The following is a 17,858-nucleotide window of genomic DNA, read 5'->3' as shown; positions in this document are numbered from 1 at the left end:
CCGAGGGGCTGCCTCGTCTCCCTGATGAGAACCAGAACGGGACAGACGAGCCTCCCCCAGTAAGGACGTTTATGCAAGCAATCACTGTCCGAGACCGTGAAGCCGGTCTCGCCGGGCTGTCCCTGACGGACCTGCCCTACCCCCACGCGGCCGAGAACGACGTCATCGTGCGCGTGCACGCCGCGGGCTTCACCCCCGGAGAGCTGGACTGGCCGGCCACGTGGACCGATCGCGCAGGCCGCGACCGGACGCCCAGCGTGCCCGGGAACGAGTTGTCGGGTGTCGTCGAAGAGCTGGGGTTCGGCACGACCGGCCTGAGCGTCGGCCAGCGGGTGTTCGGACTGGCTGACTGGGCCCGCGACGGCTCGCTCGCCGAATACGCCGCGGTCGAGGCCCGCAATCTCGCGCCGCTTCCGGCGGACGTCGACCACACCCTGGCCGCCGCGCTGCCGATCTCCGGGCTGACCGCCTGGCAGGGCCTGTTCGACCACGGCCGCCTGGCCACAGGCCAGACCGTCCTGATCCACGGCGCCGCGGGCGGCGTCGGCTCGATCGCGGTCCAGCTTGCCCGCGAGGCCGGCGCCCGTGTCATCGGCACCGGCCGGTCCGCGCACCGTGACCAGGTACTTGCGCTGGGTGCCGATGCCTTCCTGGACCTGCAATCGGAGAAGCTGGAGGACTGCTGCGAGGTCGACGTCGTGTTCGATGTGATCGGCGGAGACATTCTCGACCGATCCGCCGCCTTGGTCCGGGCCGGCGGCACGCTCGTCAGCATCACCCTGCCGCCCAAGGTTCAGCCCAAGGACGGGCGGGCGGTCTTCTTCGTCGTCGAACCCGACCGCGTGCGGCTCTCCGAGCTCGTCACACGGGTGAGGGACGGCCGGCTCAAACCGGTCGTCGGCGCGGTACGGCCGCTCGCCGAAGCGCCGGCCGCGTTCACCCCCGCCACGCGCACCCCGGGCAAGACGATCATCCGCGTCACGGAAGACTGAACAGGAGACCAATCATGATCGCAATGCGGATCGCCGGTGGCCTGCTGGCGGTCGCCACGCTGACTGCGGCCACGGCCTGCGCCACCTCAGACGCCACTTCAGACCCGCCCGCCAACGCCAAGACGCCGACCGCGGCCGTGGCATCGAAGCACCCCGCCGAAACCCTGACGCCACTGCTCCAGCAGAGCCTCCCGAAGGTGAAGGGCAAGACGTTCACCTCGGCGGTCGTGAACTTCCCGCCCAACGCACGTGCGAAGCCGCACCGGCACGGCGAGGCGTTCGTCTACGCGTACGTCCTCCAAGGCAGCGTGCGCAGCGAACTCGCCGGCAAGCCCGTGACCGCCTACCACCAGGGCCAGAACTGGGTCGAGCCACCGGGCGCCCACCACGTCCTCACCGAGAACACCAGCCGGACCAAACCGGCCAAGCTCCTGGTGGTCTTCGTCTCCGACCCCGGAGCCAAGCTCAAGGTCGACGACTAGCGCGTAGCCCGTCTCACGCAGCGGGCGGCAACGCGCCCGCACGAACTCACCGCCCCGGGACGTCGCGGTACTTGGACACGGGTGACGGCGCTCACAGTTGTTGACTGATCAGTTCCTTACTCGTACGGTTGTCGCATGGGCAGGCCAAGGACGTTCGACATCGACGCGGCGGTGGACCGTGCGATGGAGTTGTTCTGGCGTCAGGGCTTCGAGGCGACCTCGACGGAGGATCTCGTGGAGGGTCTCGGGATCGCCCGGGGCAGCCTGTACAAGGCGTTCGGATCCAAGGAGCAGCTCTACGCGATGGCGCTGCGGCGTTACTGCCAGCGCCACGCGGTGGGGCTGATCGAGGTGTTGGACCGGGCGGAGCAGGTGCGTCCGGCGATCCGGGCGGTGCTCCTGGAGTTGGTGGAGGCCGACCTGGCCGATCCGGAGCGGGGGTGCCTGCTGGTCAACGCGGCCACGGAGCGCTCGGCGCACCCGGACACGGTGCAGCAGGTCTCCCGCACGATGGGTCAGATCGAGTCGGCCCTGGCCGGGGCTCTGGAGCGAGCCCGGGTCCGCGGGGAGCTCGCGGCGGACAAGAACCCGCCGGAGCTGGCCCAGTTCCTGACCACCTTTCTTCAAGGGTTGCGGGTGATGGGCAAGGCCCGCGCGGATCGCGCGTTCCTCGACAACGCCGTGGAGGTCGCCCTGAGCGCGCTCGATTGATTTTTTGCTGCCCAAATTAGGAACTGATCAGTCAACAACTGGAGTTGTAGTGAATCTCGAACTGCAGGGCAAGGTCGCCATCGTCACCGGCGCGAGCAAGGGCATCGGCCTGGCCACCACGGCTGCGTTGCTCGACGAGGGTGCGCACGTGGTGGCGAGCAGCCGCACCAGCACCCCCGAACTCGACGCCTTGGCCGCGCGTGGCGCCACCGTGGTGCTGGCCGACATCACCGAGGCGGACACCCCGCGGCGGCTCGTCGACGCAGCGGAGTCGACATACGGGCGCCTGGACGTGCTGGTCAACAACGTTGGCGCCGGCAGTGCCCGGTCGGGCTTCCTCGACGTCGACGACGCCGAGTGGGCGCGGGTGTTCGACGTGACGTTCTTCAGCGCCGTGCGCACCAGCAGAGCGGCCCTGCCCGCGCTGCTGGCGGGCGGCGGGGCGATCGTCAACATCAGCAGCATCAACGCCCGACTGCCGTTCCCGATGGTGGTCGACTACTCCGCGGCGAAGGCGGCGGTGGCCAACCTGACCAAGGCCCTGTCGGAGGAGTTCGCGCCGCGCGGCGTGCGGGTCAACGCCGTCTCGCCCGGCCCGGTGCGGACCCCGTTCTGGACCGGCCCGGGCGGCTTCGCGGACGCCGTCGCCGCCAGCGCGGGTGTCACCGCCCAGCAGGCGCTCGACGAGGTCGTGCCGCAGAGCATGGCGATCAGCACCGGCCGGGTCACCGAGGCCAGCGAGGTCGCCGACCTGGTGCTCTTCCTTGCCTCCCCTCGCTCCGCCAACACCACCGGCGCCGAGTTCATGCTCGACGGCGGCCAGCTCAAGGCCCTCTAACCCCGGATCCATCGACGAGTCGCGTGTCGTGAGCGGGGCGCGACGCGAGAATGCCCTTCCGTGTGGGGATGATCGGACTTGCCCAGGTCCGACCTGCCCAGCACGGAAGGGCATCTCCAGGTGGGCTGACGTGCCAGACAGAGCGCGAACGCCCCGCGCCGTAGCCTCCTCGCCCGGTTGAGACCCGTGGCTAATCGCCAGGTGCTGTCGGGTCAGTAGCGCATGTACACGGTCTGCTTGCGGAAGTACCCGTCGAGTCCGTGCGCCCCATCGTCACCACCGAGCCCGCTCTCGTGGAAGCCCGCGTGGAAGCCGTTGACCTCTTCGGGACCGATGCGGTTGATGTACACCTCGCCGAAGGAAAGGTCCCTGCTGGCAGCCATTGCCACCGACAGGTCAGATGTGTACACGTACGCCGACAGACCGTATCGGGTCGCGTTGGCGCGTGCGGCGACCTCATCCCACTCGTCGAAGACGGTCACAGGCGTCACCGGACCGAACAGCTCCTCGGACATGACGGGCATCGCGTCGGTCACGTCACCCACCACAGTCGGCGCGAACCAGTGACCCTTCTCATAGCCGTGACCACCAAGCCGGCTGCCACCGACCAGCACCTTGGCGCCGGCGGACACCGACCGCTGAAGACTGTCCAGCGTCTTGTCGAGCTCGGCACCGCTGACCTTCGGGCCGATCTGTGTCGCGCGGTCCCGCGGGTCGGCGACCACCAGGTTGGACACCGCGTCGACGTATCGCTCGACGAAGGACTGGTAGAGGGACTCGTGCACGAACGTCCGCTCGTTCGCGATGCACACCTGACCGCAGTTCATGTGCCGTGAGGCGACAGCATCCCGTACGGCAAGATCGAGGTCGGCGTCAGGCATGACGATGAACGGCGCCTTGCCGCCGAGCTCCAGGGACACGGGCTTCACCTGGTCCGCAGCGTCGGCCAGGATGGCCTTGCCGGCAGCGCTGCTACCGGTCATCGTCACGAGATCGGTGGCTGAGCTGCGGACGAGCGCGCGTCCGACAGACTCGCCCGCACCGGTCAGGACGTTGACGAGACCCGGAGGGAACAGATCGCTCCCGGCCACGATCCGCGCGATCGCCAACGCCGACAGCGGCGTCTTCTCATCCGCCTTGAGGACGACAGCGTTGCCGGCCGCGAGTGCGGGCGCCAGCTTGCGAGTCACCAGCGCGGAAGGGAAGTTCCACGGGATGATCGCCGCCACGACGCCGTAAGGGCGGCGCCGGGTCCAAATCTCCTCGTTGCGGTTGCCCGTGTACCTGATCTCGTCGGTACGTGTCTCGAGCAGGCTTGCCGCGTGCGAGGTGAACCCGATCGTCCCGCCGATCTCCGCCTCCGCCTCGACGACGGGCTTCCCCACCTCGGCCACCAGGATCTCGGCCAGCTCCTCGCGGTGCTCCGCGAGCAGGTCCGCGAGACGGCGAAGAGCCGCTGCGCGTTCCGGCTCGGGAGTCCTCGCCCACGCCCGCCATGCGCGCGACGCTGCGCCTACCGCTTCCTCGACGTCCTGCTCGTCGGCGTCGTTGACCTGCGCCAGCACCGACTCGTCGGCGGGATTCTCGACGTCACGGGGGCCGCCACGACCGGGGCGGAGCTCACCGGCGATCAACAGGTCGGTCAGATACGTCATGTAGTCCTACCTTCGATCCGTGTTGGTAACGCGAACGACTGTGCACCATGAGATCATCCTCGTCACCGTATGCCGACCATGATGAAGCTCACCGACCACGTGGAACCCCTGTGGTTCCTGGCGCTGCCCATGCGGCCCGAGTGGCAGTGGCCGACGCTCGCCCTGATGTACGCGATCGGAGCGCTGGCCTACACGGTCGCCGGCCGCATCGCGCTCGCCGCGGTCAAGCTGCCCATGGAGTGAGCGAGTCGGTATCGCAGTTTTCACTGCGTCGTCGCCAACCGCCCCTCCGGGCGCCACACGTGATGGCGCACAGCTGGCGAGAGGAGCGCAGCCACCTGCACAGCGTTGAGCAACACGAAGCCGCTCACGCGCACATCCCAACCTGTGGCAGTCGCCAACAGGAAGAGAGCGAACCCGCCGTGCCAGGCCAGCAGCAGAGCCCAGACCGCGCGACTACGACGCCACACCAGCCATGCCAGTCCCGTCGCCACAAGGGCCCCGCCAACGTGCCTCGCCAGCGGCACTCCCCCACTGTCGCCGGTCCGGATGGAGATCAGAACCAGCCAATCAAGCAGCACATACGCGGCCAGCAACAGAACCACCATCGCCGCCACACGTGAGCAACATCCACGGTCTAGCGCCCTCCACCCGACCCGCTCGGCACGGCCGTTCCGCGACGTGCGACGAGCAGCATACGGGCAACCAAATGACGGCGCCGCTTCCTGCGCGACCGGTCTCCAACCCGGACTGGCCAAAGCCGTCGATGCAAGGCTGAGGCCCCGCGCCGGCCTCCCCGCCTCAACCCACGTCTCAACGGCGCCTGCGGCGTCGCTTCGCGATCCGCGTCCCTTGACCCGCGCCGCTCCGGCCTCCAATCTGGCTGGTTGCAAGGACGACGGGGACGAGCGGTTGTCCGCCCGGCGACAGCGGAGGTCTTACATGAGGTACTACTACGCCGAACACGAAGCTGCGTATCGGCGGCTCGAGCAGGAGGGTAAGACCCAGTGGAGCGACCTCTTCGAGGAGGGCCGGCCCCAGGATTTCGAAGCCTTTCCGAACCGGGTCTTCCTCGAACACGCTCTTCCGCACCTCGACCTGCCCTCGCCGCCGGAGGTAGACGTGCTGGAATACGGTTGTGGCACCGGACCGGCCGCCTGTTTCCTGGCGGCACGCGGATTCCAGGTGAACGCGATCGACCTCATCCCGGAGGCGATCACGCTCGCCCGGCGGTTTGCGCGGGAACGTGGCGTAGACATCAGCTTCGACGTGCAGGACATGTGCGCCCTGGCAAACGAGCACGTCAGCAAACGGTACGACCTCATCGTCGACAGCTTCTGCCTTCAATCGATCGTTACCGACGCCGACAGAGCTAGCGTCTTCACCGCGGTGCGCCCCCGCCTGAAGAGCAAGGGCTACTACCTCATCTCCACCGCCATGTACGAGCCGGAGCGCAACTACGATCCCGACTTCCGATACGACACGACCACCGGCATCTGCTACGAAGAAATGCCGAACGATGGATCGAGACACGATGGGGTCGAGATCGACGGCACCTGGTACCGGCCTCACCGCCGCCACCTGACACCCACCGCACTGCGAGACGAACTCGCCCGCGCGGGCTTCCGTGTCATATTCCAAGGCCCAGGCGCGGGCGACCTGGTCTGCGCAGGTTCCGGCCAGGACGACTGAAGCACCACGGAGTCGGCGCGCAACCCGCACGCAACAAACAGCCGGACGGCCGAACGTCACAAAGGTTGTTCCCAAGCCTGAACGAGCAAGCTCGGCGGCCCTGCATAGAACCCGGTGGGGACAAGTTGTCCGACCGACGGCAGAAGCGCCCACTGAGCCGGCGGCCTGCACGCCACTGGCTACGAGCCAGGACCGACCTGGAGTCGGTCGCTTGCGCCGGAGCGGCCGGGGTGACGTCATCACACGTGCCGGTGCATGACCTCTTCTGCGAGCCGGAGGAACTGGCGAGCCTGTGGTGCAAGGTCGGATGGGAAGTCGGCGAAGAGCATGGAGGGGCGGGGCATCAGGCGTTCCATCCGGTCGCTGAGGTCGCGCAGGATGCCCCACCGGTCCTCTGGGTGTTCGAGGACGGATTCTCCCACGGGTGCCCTCCCGCCTGGGTTCAGGAACTGCTCGATGTCGCGTACGGCACCCACGGTTTGCCTCAGCATCAGCATGTGAGTGTCGCGTGGTGAGCGAGCCGCGTGTTTGGCGTTCCACATCAGTGTGGCCCAGAACCAGGGGACTGCGTGTGCTGCAACCTCGAATGGTGTGCGGTCCGGCGACGGGCCAGGTTCCCCGACCTCGGGCGGCTCGTTTTCGAGGAGGATGCCGGCCCGGTCGAACAGCAGCAGCGACTCGCGTGGACGTCGCGCGCTTGACTGTGGCAGCCATTCCCAGTCGACCTGTTGAGGTCCAGCCTCACCAGCGATGAACGACGTCAGGAAGGCACCGCCTGCGGGGGCGTTTTGAGGTGCCTCCAACAGCAGCAGCGGCGGTCCGGCGACCTGTGCGACCCACCTACCACGCGCCGAGTCGAGCACTTGCCGGTAGTCCGTCGGCCTGGAGGGATTGCCCGCGACGGCGTTCACTACTTCATCGGAGACGACGACGGTCAGGTCCAGGTCGCTCAGGGCGTCGGTATCGCCCAGAGCACAGGAGCCCTGCAGCCAGACCGCGCCGACGCGGGCATCCTCCTCAGTGGCGACCCGCACCCGCTGAAGCAACCTGGTCCGCTCCTCCTGACGCAGACGAAGCGGTTCGCGCAGCATCACGTCTCTCCTCGGCCGACTCGCAGGGCAAGTATCGGGCGACCCTAGTGCTCCAGCCGTAGGGGAACTCCTTCTCGAGACCGTCGGACGAGCTCCTCCCCGAATCCCGGCCGGTCGGGGAGGTGGAGGTACCCGTCAGTGGTCACAGGCGGTTCGGGGCCCCTGCCCCTACGGGTAGAGAGGTCGACCGCGGCCAGCTCTCCGTTCCATTCGCGTGCCATCAGGAAGAGTCCGCGAGCAGGGTGTCGATGGTCCGGATGGACGTCGCAGTCGACTCGTGGAGTATGCCGTGCATCCCGAATGCTCGTGCCCCATCGACGCAGACCTGTGAGTCGTCGAGGAAGACTGTCTCGTGTGGCTCAAGGCGCAGCCGGTCACAGGCGATGGCGTAGATGCGCGGATCAGGCTTCAGTAGTCCGACCTCGTGGGAGTAGATGATGGGGTCGAAGTACGTCGAGAACCCGTAGCGGGTCTCCTCGACCTCTCGGGCGCCGCTGCCTGAGTTGCTGATGATCGCCGTCCGGTAGCGCTGCGGAAGGTTCGCGACGTACGCCATCAGCTCCTCGTCCAGCTCGCCGCAATACCAGTCCCACATGTCGGCCACGAAGGAATCCGCCTGCTCGGACGATAGGCCCAGAGCTTCAGCGCACCTGTCGCGCCAGTCGTCGAGGCTCAACCGGCCGGTGCTGATGCCGTTGTCAGGATCTGCCGCGCCAAGGGCCGCGGAGAACTCGTCGCCCGTCATACCCAGCCGTTTCCGCGACGGGTCGAGCCAGACATGCATTCCTTCGGTTCGTTCCAGAACGCCACCGATGTCGAAGATCACCGCATGCACGACATGCGCCATACTTACAGATCGTCAGCGCTGACCGTGGCCATGCACACGCTCGAAGGCGGCAGCGTGCCCAGCTCCGCCTTTGCCTGTTCGATCGATTCGGCGTTCACGAGGAGATCGCACCAGGCGCGTCCTGTCGGTCCCAGAACTAAGCTGGACCGCGCGACGACAGAACGTCAGCAATCGGCCGGGCGTATCCGCGACGACGTCTAGGGCTGGACCATCGGTCTTTCCCGTAACACCCCGACTGGTCACCCCGGAAGGGAAAACGATGACGGATCTGCTCAACCTCGCGCTCGAAGCACATGGCGGACTGGCCCGATGGAGGAACATCGCGCAGGTAAGTCTCACCGCATCATTCGGAGGCACGCTCCCCTGGGCCAGCAGTGGCGTCCTCGCCCACACCGTTGCCACCATCAGCACGCGTACCGCGCAGAGTTCCTTGGATCCGTTCGGCAGCGAAGGTCATACCGGCCATTTCGTAACCAACCATGCAGAGATCAGGGATAAGGACGGTAAGGTACTCGCTGAGCGAGACGATCCCGAGAGTTTCTACGTGCCGGACAGACCGTGGGACGACCTCAAGACGGTGTACTTTGCGGGCTGCGCTCTGGAACTATGTAAATACTCCATACCTGTTCACCTGGGACGGTTTCCAGGTTGCCGAGATCGAGCCGTGGCAGGAGGAGGGAGAGACCTGGCGCAGGCTACGCGTTCAGTTCCCCGACTACGTCGACACGCACTCTCGCGTGCAAACCTTCTACTTCGGTGCTGAGGACGTCCTGTTGCGCCGACAGGACTACGACGTCGATATCCGAGGGGGTGTCCCGCGGGCTCACTACACCATGGACCACGTGTCCGTCGACGGCTTCAGCTTTCCCACCCGGCGTCGGGTGGTGGCTCGCAATCCCGATGACACCACTGAAGCCGAACCAGTCTTCGTCTCGCTTGACGTCACGTCCATATCACTGTCATGAGCTTTCCAGCTCAGGCGAGCGGCGACGACGCCCGCCCACTCGGCCGCTCCTGAGTTCCCGAACTGACCCCGCCGCATGGGTCTCCCGCGGTTGCCGACGTACCCTGGCTGACTATGTCAGACAGCGCCGCTCCCGCGCCCGATCCGCGAGACCATCCGGCGACCTCGGGACCGGCCCGCGGCTCCAGCCCCTCCGGCCACCAGGGGGCGCTCTTTCCGCGGGTGGTCGTGTTCGCCGTGGCCGCGGTGATCCTCGCGGTCGACCAGGCAACGAAGTTCTGGGCGGTGTCGTCTCTCACCGATCGTGCACCGATCTCGCTGATGGGTGACTTCCTCGAACTCCGACTGCTCTACAACGCTGGCGCCGCGTTCTCGATCGGCACTGGCGCAACGTGGATCTTTACCATCCTCGCGGGAGTCGCGGTGGTCGCGCTCGGTGTGTTCGCGACCCGAGCCCGCTCACTGGGGTGGGCGGTCGGTCTCGGGCTCCCGCTCGGTGGCGCGTGTACGCACCTCCTCGACCGCCTGTTCCGTTCGCCCGGCTTCGGCGTAGGACATGTCGTCGACTTCATCGACTACAACGGTTGGTTCGTCGGCAACGTGGCGGACATCGCACTGGTCGTCGGCGCCGGCGTCCTCATCCTGCAGAGCCTGATCGCCCGCGATGCCGACGGTCGGCTGACCGGCTTGGCGACCTCGAACCCAGGCTCGCTGTCTGACGGTGACGACGACGAGCGCCGTTCCGGGCGAGCCTCCTGATGTCCTACTCCTTGCCCCACACGCCGGTGGCGGCGGTGCCGGCGGCGTACGCGGCAAAGTCCCGGGGCGCTCGGCCCAAGGCACGCTGAACCCCGTCGCCCAGATGGGCGTTCCGTCCGTCCAGCACCGTCGTGAACAGGTACGTCAGCAGTTGGACGACCTCAGGAGGGACGCCCACACCGGCGAGCGCGTTCGCATAGTCCTCAGGAGACACCTGAACGAACCCGATGCTCCTGCCGGTCGCTGCGGAGATCTCGGCGACCGCTTCGGCGAAGGTGAGCAGCCGCGGCCCAGTCAGTTCATAGACCTGCCCCGAGTGTCCGTCCTCGGTCAGGGCTGCCACGGCCACGTCGGCGATGTCGTCGGCGTCCACGAACGGCTCTGGCACATCCCCGACAGGAAGGACGACCTCGCCGCCCAGCACCGGCTCCAGCAGATAGTCCTCGCTGAAGTTCTGGCTGAACCAGCTGGACCGCAGGATCGTCCACTCGGCCCCTGACGATTGGACGACCTTCTCGCTGGCCCGGGCCTCCTCCTCACCGCGCCCGGACAGCAGCACGAGCCGAGAGACGCCCGACGCCACCGCGAGTTCGGTGAACGCGCCAACCGTCTCTGGTGCACCGGGCGCGGCCAGGTCCGGGTAGTAGGACACGTACACCGCGCCGACGTCCCGCAGCACAGGCGCCCAGGTCCTCCGGTCCGCCCAGTCGAACGGCTGCCTCGCGGATCGGGAGCCGATCCGAACAGGTACCTCGCTCCCCTGCAACCGCTCCACGATGCGGCGACCTGTCTTGCCCGTTCCACCCAGGGCCAGGATTGTCTTCTGCTCTCGCGTGTTCGTCATACCGATCATTGAAGTGCAGCGGCGTGAGACTCCCCATAGCTGAAGCGCGCAACCTTGTGTTTAATCGTCTACGTGGATGCGATCGTCGGCCTTCTCGGGGGACCCCGTGCGCAGGGGGCGTTCCTGCTCCGCTCAGTGCTGACCCCGCCCTGGTCGATACGGGTCGAGGACCAGGCGCCGCTCACTGTCGTGGCCATGGTGCGGGGCGACGGCTGGGTCCTTCCCGACGAGGGCGCCGACGTACGGCTCAGTCCGGGCGATGTGGCAGTCATCCGTGGCCCAGATCCGTACACCGTCACCGACGATCCAGCCACGACGCCACAGGTCGTCATTCATCCCGGCCAGCTCTGCACCGCCCCGGACGGGCAGAAGCTCCCCGAGATGCAGGAGCTGGGCGTACGCACCTGGGGCAACAGCCCGAACGGCACGACGACCCTGCTCACCGGCACCTACACGATGCAGGGCGAGGTCAGCCAGCGGCTCCTGAGCGCACTACCGCCGCTCCTGGTGGTCCCGGGCGACTCCTGGGACTCTCCGTTGGTTCCGCTGCTCGCCACCGAGGTCGTCAAGGACGACCCCGGTCAGGAAGCTGTCCTCGACCGCCTGCTCGACCTGCTGCTCATCGCTGCGTTACGCGAGTGGTTCGCCCGTCACCGCGCCCAGGCGCCCGCCTGGTACAGAGCGCACAGTGATCTCGTCGTGGGCCAAGCCCTGCGGATGCTCCACAACAACCCGGCCCAGCCTTGGACCGTGGCGTCCCTAGCCGCCAGGACCGGAGTGTCCCGCGCGGCGTTGGCCCGCCGCTTCACCGAACTGGTCGGCGAACCGCCTATGTCCTACCTCACCGAATGGCGGCTGACCCTGGCCGCCGACCTGCTCCGAGATCCGGACAACACTGTCGGCGCGGTAGCTCAGCAGGTCGGTTACGGCAGCTCCTTCGCCCTGAGTACGGCCTTCAAACGCGTGCGTGGCATCAGCCCCCGAGAACACCGTCTGGCCGCCCACGCCTAGCGACCAACAGGCCGGCCAGGACCTGTCCCACCGCCGCCGCGGTCCTGCGTCATCGACCCTCACAGCCGCCGGACGCGCAGCACGCAGGTCAGCATCGGGACGGTGAACTCGCCGTCCGCGGTCTCCGGTCTGCTCGTAAGGAAGGCGCGGATCCGTCCGAGGGTGGCCTCTTGTTCCTGTTCCGGCATGACCAGCATCCCCGCCCTCGTCGCAAGCGTCGCGACGAGGGAGTCGGCGGTGCGGCGCTGCCCGTGCGGGAACTCGGCCTGCTCCGGCGCGCCGAACCGGGCGGCCACGTCAGTCTTGGGAAGGTGTGCGTCGGCCGTCTCGGCGCGCCAACTGGTCGGCGTGTCACGCGGGCCAATGGCCGCGCTCCCACTGACCTGCGCCAGCCCGGCGACCCAGTCGACCCGGTCGTCCATGACGTTCCACAGGCCGGCCAGGATGCCGCCCGGCACCAGGACCCTGGCGATCTCGGGCCCAGCGAGCGCCATGTCGAACCAGTGCATGGCGTTGCCGGCCAGCACGGCATCGACGGACGCGTCCGGCAGCGGTATCGCCTCGGCGCTACCCGGCCGTGCACGGACATCCGGCAGTGCACGGCGCAACTCGGTCAGCATCGCCGAGTCAGGCTCGACCGCGGTGACGTCGGCGCCCACCGCAACGAGCGTGGCGGTGAGCTTGCCGGTTCCGGCGCCGAGGTCGAGCACCCGGAAGCCGGGCGCGGGCTCGAGCGCCCAGCGCACCGCGGCCCGCGCATAGTCCGGTCGGTGCTCGGCGTATGCGGTCGCCGCCGCGCCGAAAGACGACGCATGGAGGAGCCGGTCGTCCTGTTCCACGCGATCACCCTATCTGCGCCCCGCGTGCCCGGACGACAGCAAGCGGGGGCACAGCGCCGACAGCTGGATCTGCCAGGACCGGTGGCTATTCGGTGCGGAACGGTTGATCTCCTTCGCGCCGCTCTCGATTTCCGGCGACCATGACGCCGGGCCGCCCGAGGGACTGTCCGGCGGTCTGGCGATTGTGTGGATGGCGGTAGCCCATCCGGACCAGACGCCGCGGCTGCGACGAGCGGTTGATGTCAGACCCGTGCACCGTGTTGATCGTCATCAGGACGACGTCACCGGCCTTCGCCGGCACCGCCACGGTGTCGGCCAGTCGATACTCGTCCACCGGCAGGTGCGGTGAACACGGACCCTCGGCTGTCTCGGTGATGTGCTGCAACGGCCCGCCGCGATGCGACCCCTCCAGAAACCGGATCTCGCCGTTCTCGCTGTTCGTGTCGTCCAGGTGCAGGAGCACATCGATGAATCGGCCGTCGTCATGCTTGTAGAACGGGTGGTCCTGGTGCATCGGGAACGGCATCCCGGTCTCCGGCACCTTCACGTGCATCGTCGTGTGATGGAACTCCACGTCCGGACCCAGCACCTTCACCAAGACGTCTACCAGCCTCGGATGGAGGATCGCCCGTGCCCAAGCGGCCGAGTAGTACTGCAGGTCGTGCATACCCGCGAACTTGCCCGCCCGCTCCGTCTCCTGGTCCATGTACGCCTGCCGCCATGGCCCCGTCCATGCCGACTCCCGGTTGGCCCACTCGCCAATCAACCGGTCCAGCTCCCGCTTCAGCTCGCCGGCCTCCTCCTGGCTGAACACCTGAGCAACCCGGAGATAACCTCGCTCCCAGAAGAGCTCGGCATCGGCATCTGCAAGCACCTGCCCGACAGTCGCGGTCATCACGACGCCTCCAGTTCTGTTCGGCCACGTTGCCTGTCGAGGACAGACGTGGTGGCGAAACGGGCCCGAAATGCGTGCCCTCGTACAATCCCTACCACCGTAGTCGAGCCAGTGGCGACATCGTGCTCGGTGAGTGAGCCGTCCCACGACCTGCCACCGGCGAGCGCCGCAACGACGGACCATGAGCGGGTTGCTGGTGAGTGCGGTGCACCGCGGAGCCCACCCGGCTAACCTCGCGACGTGATCATCTGGCTGAACGGGACCGGCGGCGTAGGAAAGACGACCACCGCCAACGAACTCGTCAAACTCGTCCCAGCATCGAGGATCTTCGACGCCGAATGGGTCGGCGGCATGCTGATGCGCGTCACGGATCTGCCACGGCTAGGGGACTTCCAGCACTGGCCGCCATGGCGTCACCTGGTCGTGGAGACCGCTACACAACTCCTCAACTACGTCGGCGGGATTCTCGTGGCCACTCAGCCTGTGTTCGTCGAGGAGTACTGGACAGAGATCCGCTCCAGACTGGAGAAGGCTGGTGTCCAGGTCCACCACGTCGTCCTCCACGCGGACCACGACACTCTCGTCAAGCGCATCGAGGGGGACACCGAAGAGAACACCGCCTTCCCCGACTCTCGCCAGTGGCGTCTCGACCACCTTGCCGCCCTCGAGGGCGCCCTGCCCTGGCTTGACCAAGCTGGCGACGTCATCGACACCACCCACGTCGACGCGGCGGAGGTCGCTCGGCTGATCGCCGACAAGTACCGCCTTCTCTGAAATCCGAAGCGGTGACGGCCGACGGCCCGGCGGGTCAGAGAGACGAGATCCGCCGCTCCATGCGCTGCAAGGCGGAGTCGGAGATCTCGACGCCCCAGCCGGGCGCGTCGGACAGGACGACCTCGCCGTCGCGCGCGACCGGGAACGGCTCGTAGACCCGCATCTTCGAGGCGTCCTCGATGGTCCACTCGTGGAAGAGGTTGCACGCCGGCATCGCCGTCACCAGATGCGCGGTGAAGATCGCCGTCAGCGATCTCCCCGACGAATGCGGAACACACGGCAGCCCGGCGAGGTTGGCCAGGTCCGCAACCTGCCGGGCCCGTGTGATGCCACCGATGTAACAGACGTCGGGCTGGATGACGTCTGCCATGCCGCCCTGGAGGATCCGTTGCATGTTCTCGACCGAGAACTCCTGTTCCCCCAGTCCGACGGGGATGTCGAGGGTTGCCGTGACGGTCCTGGCGTTCTCGTACTCCCAGAACGGCACCGGCTCCTCGAAGTGCAGGTAGTCGTGCTCCTCGAGCAGTCGCCCGATCCGGACCGCCTGACCCGGGGAGTAGGCGCCATTGGCGTCCGCGCTGATCTCGATGTCGTCGCCGAGCTCCTTGCGCAGCAGAGGAACCAGCCGCCGGGTCCGGCCCGAACGCGACTCCGCATCGCGACCGTTGCGCTCGCCGATCTTGATCTTCACCGCGCGGAACCCGTGCGCAGCGACGGCGGCGACGATCCGATCAACCTCCTGCTCGGGCGTCGTGTCGCGACGCATGGCCGAACCGTAGACGGGCACCGACGGCCGGAACTTTCCACCGAGCAACTGGTAGACCGGCTGGGACTTCGCCTTGCCCACCAGATCCCACAGCGCGGTGTCCACGCCGGCCACGGCCCGGAACAGGAAGCTGCCGAAGTACTTGTACTCCGCGCGTGCGCACTCCTCTGCCAGGGTCATGACATCGAACGGGTCGCGTCCCAGATAGTTCCGCGCGACCAGAGTGTGCAACACCTCCCCGGTGATCCGGGCCTCGGAGTGCGCCGTCTGCCCGTACCCGACGAGGCCGTCGTCGGTACGAACGCGGACGATGCAGCCGTGGCCGGCGAACGTCTCGATCGAGGTGATCTTGGTCAACGCGATTCCTTCTCGGTCGTGTCCTGCGGATCATGGTCGAGTGGTGAGCAGGACACGACCTAGTCGGTGATGCGCGCCGGGAGCTTGTAGAAGGCCCGCGCGTTCTCGGTGTAGATGCTGTCCCGCAGCGCCGCGGGCAACCGGACCTGGAAGGCGTGCGCGGGATGGTCGAAGTCCCAGTGTGGGTAGTCCGTGGAGAACATCACCTTGTCGGTTCCCCCGAGGTGTTCGAACACCTTGTGCAGGTCGGCCGGCCGGTGCGGTTCCTCCATCGGCTGTGTCGTCATCCAGAAGTGGTCCCGCACGTACTCCGAAGGCCTGCGGCGAACCTGCGGAACCTCGGCGCGGAAGCGCTCCCAATGGGTGTCCATCCGCCAGGCCAGGGACGGCAACCAGGCGAACCCGCCCTCGATCAGCGCGATGCGCAGGTTCGGAAGCCGGTCGAAGATTCCGCCGAAGATCAGGCTCGCCACGTGCGCCTGGAACGCGGCGGACATCCCCGCGTGGTCCTCCAGGTAGAACGACGGCCAACCCGCGCTGCTGATGGGAACGCCGCGAACGCCACCACCGTAGTGAATGCCGATGGGCAGGTCGTGCCGGGCGGCAGCCTCGTACATCTTCCAGTAGCGGCGGTCGCCGAGCGGTGCGGCACTGCGGGCAACCAGCAGCACCTGCACGAAACCCGGATGGCCTGCGAGCCGCTCGATCTCGGCGACTGCCTGCTCACTGTGCTCCGCCGGCACGATCATGCCCGCTCGCAGCCGCGGCTCCGGCTCCAACCACTCCTTGATCTGCCAGTCGTTGGTCGCCGTCGACAAGGCCGCGGAGAACTCCGGATCGAGCTGGCTGCCGGAGGAGCTGAGCGGACCGAGGATCCCGAACTCGACGTTCAGCCCGTCGAGATGTTGTTTCTGCATGAACCCCAGATCGGCACCCGCGGGCAGCCCGGACGGCGGAAAGGCGTCGTAGCGGGCCGGCGATCCCTTGGGATACACGTTCCCCGAGTGCTGGCGCGAGCCGAAGGTCTTCAGATGGCTGAGCCAACGATTCGAGAGGTAGGGCTCCAGGGCTCCGGGTGCCATCACGTTGTGGATGTCGCAGTCGATGATCATCTGCTTCGCAGCGGTACGGCGAGCGGCCCGCGGCAGCGTCTGTGTCTCGGTCATGTCTCTCCTCATCCCAGCCGGTACGTCGCGTGCGCGTTGCCGGACATGATCTTGGTCTGCAGATCCCCGGAGATCCCGTCGGGCAGCGCGTCGGCGGCGTTCGCGAAGTGCGCATGCGGGTAGTCGGTGGAGAACATCAGCATGTCGTCACAGAGAAGTTGGTCGACGACCTCGACGAGGAACTCCGGGGTGTCGGGCCGGTCCAGCGGCGCGATGGTCATCCGGACGTGGTCACGCAGCACCTCCGACGGCGGACGCTCCACCCACGGAACCTCGCGTCGCAGACCCTTCCAGTCCTTGTCGAAGCGCCACATCATCGGCGGCAGCCAGGCGAAGCCGCCCTCGATCGTCGCGACGGTCAGCTCGGGGAACTCGACGAAGACACCTTCGGTGACGAAGCTCATCAGCTGTGTCTGGAACGCCAGCGGAACGTTCACGTAGTCCTCGACGAAGTACGTCGGCCAGCCCACCGGCGTCACCGGATTGCCGCTCAGCCCGCCGGCCTGGACGCCGACGACGAGGCCGGCGGCCGGCGCGGCTTTGTAGATCGGCCAGAATCCGCGCCGGCCGAGCGGCTCACGGGTGCGCGACGGGACGGTCACCTGGACGAACTGGCTGTGCTGTGCCGCCCATTCGACCTCCTTGGCCGCGAGCGCCGGATTCTGCAGTGGAAGCACGGCCGATCCGCGGAGCCGGGGGTCCTGCTCCAGCCACTCGTGCAACTGCCAGCGGTTCAGCGCCCGTGCGAGCGCGGCCGCCAGGTCGTCGTTGTGGATGGAGTCGATGGCGTAGGTGCAGTTGAGGATCGCGTACTGCAACTGCCACGGGTCGAGCAGTTGACGCTGGAGGAGTTCGAGGCTGGATCCGGGCGGTCCCTGTTCCGGCCGCGAGCCCTCGAGGAAGAGATTCGGGGCGTTGGACGGATAGAGGTTCGAGGCCAGCCCACCCATACCGGATTCGGTGATGTAGTCGCGCCACCGAGCCTCGAGGTAGGGAAAGAGGCTTTTCAGGCTGCCGAGATTGATGTGTACGTCGGTGTCGACCAGGTCGAGTCCGGCCCACTGCTGGGGGCGTGCGTAGTGCTCAAGTTGTTGCGTGGCCACTTGTGACCTCACCTTCGTGGTTATACGTGGGCCGGCGCATTCGGTGCTCCCGCACCGACTGGGCCGCAGATT

21 protein-coding genes are annotated in these 17,858 nt (G+C 67.3%); 11 read left to right on the top strand and 10 right to left on the bottom strand.

Annotated elements, in window-relative coordinates; all coding sequences use genetic code 11:
• The first annotated feature begins 71 nt into the window (after nucleotides 1–71).
• The 4 genes from HEB94_RS25670 to HEB94_RS25655 all read left to right on the top strand — a co-directional run bounded on the left by HEB94_RS25670 (nucleotide 72) and on the right by HEB94_RS25655 (nucleotide 3,023).
• Entirely contained in the window at nucleotides 72–992 is a 921-nt protein-coding gene (locus HEB94_RS25670) for an NADP-dependent oxidoreductase (RefSeq protein ID WP_192752274.1), read from the top strand.
• 14 nt (nucleotides 993–1,006) lie between these two features.
• The gene (locus tag HEB94_RS25665) at nucleotides 1,007–1,474 is read left to right on the top strand and encodes a cupin domain-containing protein (RefSeq protein WP_192752273.1); all 468 of its coding nucleotides are present in this window, start codon (nucleotides 1,007–1,009) and stop codon (nucleotides 1,472–1,474) included.
• A gap of 135 nt (nucleotides 1,475–1,609) precedes the next feature.
• Nucleotides 1,610–2,185 carry a TetR/AcrR family transcriptional regulator gene (locus tag HEB94_RS25660; RefSeq protein WP_192752272.1) on the top strand — a complete coding sequence of 192 codons (576 nt, stop codon included), beginning with the start codon at nucleotides 1,610–1,612 and terminating at the stop codon, nucleotides 2,183–2,185.
• 49 nt (nucleotides 2,186–2,234) lie between these two features.
• Nucleotides 2,235–3,023 (top strand): SDR family oxidoreductase, encoded by a 789-nt coding sequence (locus tag HEB94_RS25655; RefSeq protein ID WP_192752271.1) that lies wholly within the window; start codon nucleotides 2,235–2,237, stop codon nucleotides 3,021–3,023.
• A gap of 212 nt (nucleotides 3,024–3,235) precedes the next feature.
• On the opposite strand, the gene HEB94_RS25650 is transcribed toward HEB94_RS25655, so the two are convergent.
• On the bottom strand, nucleotides 3,236–4,678 hold the full coding sequence (locus tag HEB94_RS25650) for an aldehyde dehydrogenase family protein (RefSeq protein ID WP_192752270.1): 1,443 nt from the start codon (nucleotides 4,676–4,678) through the stop codon (nucleotides 3,236–3,238).
• A 69-nt stretch (nucleotides 4,679–4,747) separates the two neighbouring features.
• On the opposite strand from HEB94_RS25650, the gene HEB94_RS25645 reads away from it, so the two are divergent.
• Nucleotides 4,748–4,921: a hypothetical protein gene (locus HEB94_RS25645; protein WP_192752269.1), complete on the top strand. Its 174-nt coding sequence runs from the start codon at nucleotides 4,748–4,750 to the stop codon at nucleotides 4,919–4,921.
• A 20-nt stretch (nucleotides 4,922–4,941) separates the two neighbouring features.
• On the opposite strand, the gene HEB94_RS25640 is transcribed toward HEB94_RS25645, so the two are convergent.
• Nucleotides 4,942–5,286, bottom strand: a complete 345-nt coding sequence (locus HEB94_RS25640; RefSeq protein ID WP_192752268.1) for a hypothetical protein — start codon at nucleotides 5,284–5,286, stop codon at nucleotides 4,942–4,944.
• 244 nt (nucleotides 5,287–5,530) lie between these two features.
• On the opposite strand from HEB94_RS25640, the gene HEB94_RS25635 reads away from it, so the two are divergent.
• Nucleotides 5,531–6,370, top strand: a complete 840-nt coding sequence (locus HEB94_RS25635; protein WP_192752267.1) for a class I SAM-dependent methyltransferase — start codon at nucleotides 5,531–5,533, stop codon at nucleotides 6,368–6,370.
• Nucleotides 6,371–6,609: 239 nt separating this feature from the next.
• Here HEB94_RS25635 and HEB94_RS25630 read toward each other — a convergent pair whose 3' ends face one another.
• Together HEB94_RS25630 and HEB94_RS25625 are read right to left on the bottom strand one after the other, a co-directional pair.
• Nucleotides 6,610–7,461: a nucleotidyltransferase domain-containing protein gene (locus HEB94_RS25630; RefSeq protein ID WP_192752266.1), complete on the bottom strand. Its 852-nt coding sequence runs from the start codon at nucleotides 7,459–7,461 to the stop codon at nucleotides 6,610–6,612.
• A gap of 220 nt (nucleotides 7,462–7,681) precedes the next feature.
• On the bottom strand, nucleotides 7,682–8,245 hold the full coding sequence (locus tag HEB94_RS25625) for an HAD family hydrolase (RefSeq protein WP_337917999.1): 564 nt from the start codon (nucleotides 8,243–8,245) through the stop codon (nucleotides 7,682–7,684).
• On the opposite strand from HEB94_RS25625, the gene HEB94_RS25620 reads away from it, so the two are divergent.
• The 3 genes from HEB94_RS25620 (at nucleotide 8,240) to lspA (ending at nucleotide 10,031) form a co-directional block, all read left to right on the top strand.
• A complete protein-coding gene (locus HEB94_RS25620) occupies nucleotides 8,240–8,509 on the top strand; it encodes a hypothetical protein (RefSeq protein ID WP_192752264.1) in 270 nt (89 codons plus the stop codon). The genes HEB94_RS25625 and HEB94_RS25620 overlap by 6 nt on opposite strands.
• A 383-nt stretch (nucleotides 8,510–8,892) precedes the next feature.
• A complete protein-coding gene (locus HEB94_RS25615) occupies nucleotides 8,893–9,273 on the top strand; it encodes a hypothetical protein (protein WP_192752263.1) in 381 nt (126 codons plus the stop codon).
• A gap of 113 nt (nucleotides 9,274–9,386) precedes the next feature.
• The gene (lspA, locus tag HEB94_RS25610) at nucleotides 9,387–10,031 is read left to right on the top strand and encodes a signal peptidase II (RefSeq protein ID WP_192752262.1); all 645 of its coding nucleotides are present in this window, start codon (nucleotides 9,387–9,389) and stop codon (nucleotides 10,029–10,031) included.
• A gap of 4 nt (nucleotides 10,032–10,035) precedes the next feature.
• On the opposite strand, the gene HEB94_RS25605 is transcribed toward lspA, so the two are convergent.
• Nucleotides 10,036–10,875, bottom strand: a complete 840-nt coding sequence (locus tag HEB94_RS25605) for an NAD(P)H-binding protein (protein ID WP_192752261.1) — start codon at nucleotides 10,873–10,875, stop codon at nucleotides 10,036–10,038.
• Between the two features lie 72 nt (nucleotides 10,876–10,947).
• On the opposite strand from HEB94_RS25605, the gene HEB94_RS25600 reads away from it, so the two are divergent.
• Nucleotides 10,948–11,886, top strand: coding sequence for a cupin domain-containing protein (locus HEB94_RS25600; protein ID WP_192752260.1), 939 nt, complete (start codon nucleotides 10,948–10,950; stop codon nucleotides 11,884–11,886).
• 59 nt (nucleotides 11,887–11,945) lie between these two features.
• On the opposite strand, the gene HEB94_RS25595 is transcribed toward HEB94_RS25600, so the two are convergent.
• Nucleotides 11,946–12,725 (bottom strand): methyltransferase domain-containing protein, encoded by a 780-nt coding sequence (locus HEB94_RS25595; protein ID WP_192752259.1) that lies wholly within the window; start codon nucleotides 12,723–12,725, stop codon nucleotides 11,946–11,948.
• Between the two features lie 85 nt (nucleotides 12,726–12,810).
• Nucleotides 12,811–13,620 (bottom strand): phytanoyl-CoA dioxygenase family protein, encoded by an 810-nt coding sequence (locus tag HEB94_RS25590; protein ID WP_192752258.1) that lies wholly within the window; start codon nucleotides 13,618–13,620, stop codon nucleotides 12,811–12,813.
• A 240-nt stretch (nucleotides 13,621–13,860) separates the two neighbouring features.
• On the opposite strand from HEB94_RS25590, the gene HEB94_RS25585 reads away from it, so the two are divergent.
• A complete protein-coding gene (locus HEB94_RS25585) occupies nucleotides 13,861–14,394 on the top strand; it encodes an AAA family ATPase (RefSeq protein WP_192752257.1) in 534 nt (177 codons plus the stop codon).
• Between the two features lie 34 nt (nucleotides 14,395–14,428).
• Here the strand turns inward: HEB94_RS25585 and HEB94_RS25580 are convergent, their stop codons facing one another.
• From HEB94_RS25580 to HEB94_RS25570, 3 genes are read right to left on the bottom strand one after another with little or no spacing between them, the layout of a single operon-like run.
• Complete coding sequence (locus tag HEB94_RS25580) at nucleotides 14,429–15,517, bottom strand: mandelate racemase/muconate lactonizing enzyme family protein (RefSeq protein ID WP_192752256.1); 1,089 nt, start codon at nucleotides 15,515–15,517, stop codon at nucleotides 14,429–14,431.
• A gap of 59 nt (nucleotides 15,518–15,576) precedes the next feature.
• A complete protein-coding gene (locus HEB94_RS25575) occupies nucleotides 15,577–16,683 on the bottom strand; it encodes an amidohydrolase family protein (protein WP_192752255.1) in 1,107 nt (368 codons plus the stop codon).
• A gap of 8 nt (nucleotides 16,684–16,691) precedes the next feature.
• Nucleotides 16,692–17,786 carry an amidohydrolase family protein gene (locus tag HEB94_RS25570; protein WP_192752254.1) on the bottom strand — a complete coding sequence of 365 codons (1,095 nt, stop codon included), beginning with the start codon at nucleotides 17,784–17,786 and terminating at the stop codon, nucleotides 16,692–16,694.
• Between the last annotated feature and the right edge of the window lie 72 nt (nucleotides 17,787–17,858).

It is taken from the genome of Actinopolymorpha pittospori (genome assembly GCF_014873875.1).
In the GTDB taxonomy this organism is placed as follows: Bacteria; Actinomycetota; Actinomycetes; order Propionibacteriales; family Actinopolymorphaceae; genus Actinopolymorpha; species Actinopolymorpha pittospori.
The sequence above is the reverse complement of the archived record's forward strand: the minus strand, read 5'-3'. Positions and strand labels throughout refer to the sequence as shown.

Bases quoted from the DNA above. Each gene is read 5' to 3' on its own strand.
- lspA (WP_192752262.1), top strand. From the start codon at position 9,387: ATGTCAGACAGCGCCGCTCCCGCGCCCGATCCGCGAGACCATCCGGCG.
- HEB94_RS25640 (WP_192752268.1), bottom strand. From the start codon at position 5,286: ATGGTGGTTCTGTTGCTGGCCGCGTATGTGCTGCTTGATTGGCTGGTT.
- HEB94_RS25670 (WP_192752274.1), top strand. From the start codon at position 72: ATGCAAGCAATCACTGTCCGAGACCGTGAAGCCGGTCTCGCCGGGCTG.
- HEB94_RS25605 (WP_192752261.1), bottom strand. From the start codon at position 10,875: ATGACGAACACGCGAGAGCAGAAGACAATCCTGGCCCTGGGTGGAACG.
- HEB94_RS25625 (WP_337917999.1), bottom strand. From the start codon at position 8,245: ATGCATGTCTGGCTCGACCCGTCGCGGAAACGGCTGGGTATGACGGGC.
- HEB94_RS25665 (WP_192752273.1), top strand. From the start codon at position 1,007: ATGATCGCAATGCGGATCGCCGGTGGCCTGCTGGCGGTCGCCACGCTG.
- HEB94_RS25645 (WP_192752269.1), top strand. From the start codon at position 4,748: ATGCCGACCATGATGAAGCTCACCGACCACGTGGAACCCCTGTGGTTC.
- HEB94_RS25620 (WP_192752264.1), top strand. From the start codon at position 8,240: ATGCATTCCTTCGGTTCGTTCCAGAACGCCACCGATGTCGAAGATCAC.
- HEB94_RS25590 (WP_192752258.1), bottom strand. From the start codon at position 13,620: ATGACCGCGACTGTCGGGCAGGTGCTTGCAGATGCCGATGCCGAGCTC.
- HEB94_RS25650 (WP_192752270.1), bottom strand. From the start codon at position 4,678: ATGACGTATCTGACCGACCTGTTGATCGCCGGTGAGCTCCGCCCCGGT.
- HEB94_RS25630 (WP_192752266.1), bottom strand. From the start codon at position 7,461: ATGCTGCGCGAACCGCTTCGTCTGCGTCAGGAGGAGCGGACCAGGTTG.
- HEB94_RS25575 (WP_192752255.1), bottom strand. From the start codon at position 16,683: ATGACCGAGACACAGACGCTGCCGCGGGCCGCTCGCCGTACCGCTGCG.
- HEB94_RS25660 (WP_192752272.1), top strand. From the start codon at position 1,610: ATGGGCAGGCCAAGGACGTTCGACATCGACGCGGCGGTGGACCGTGCG.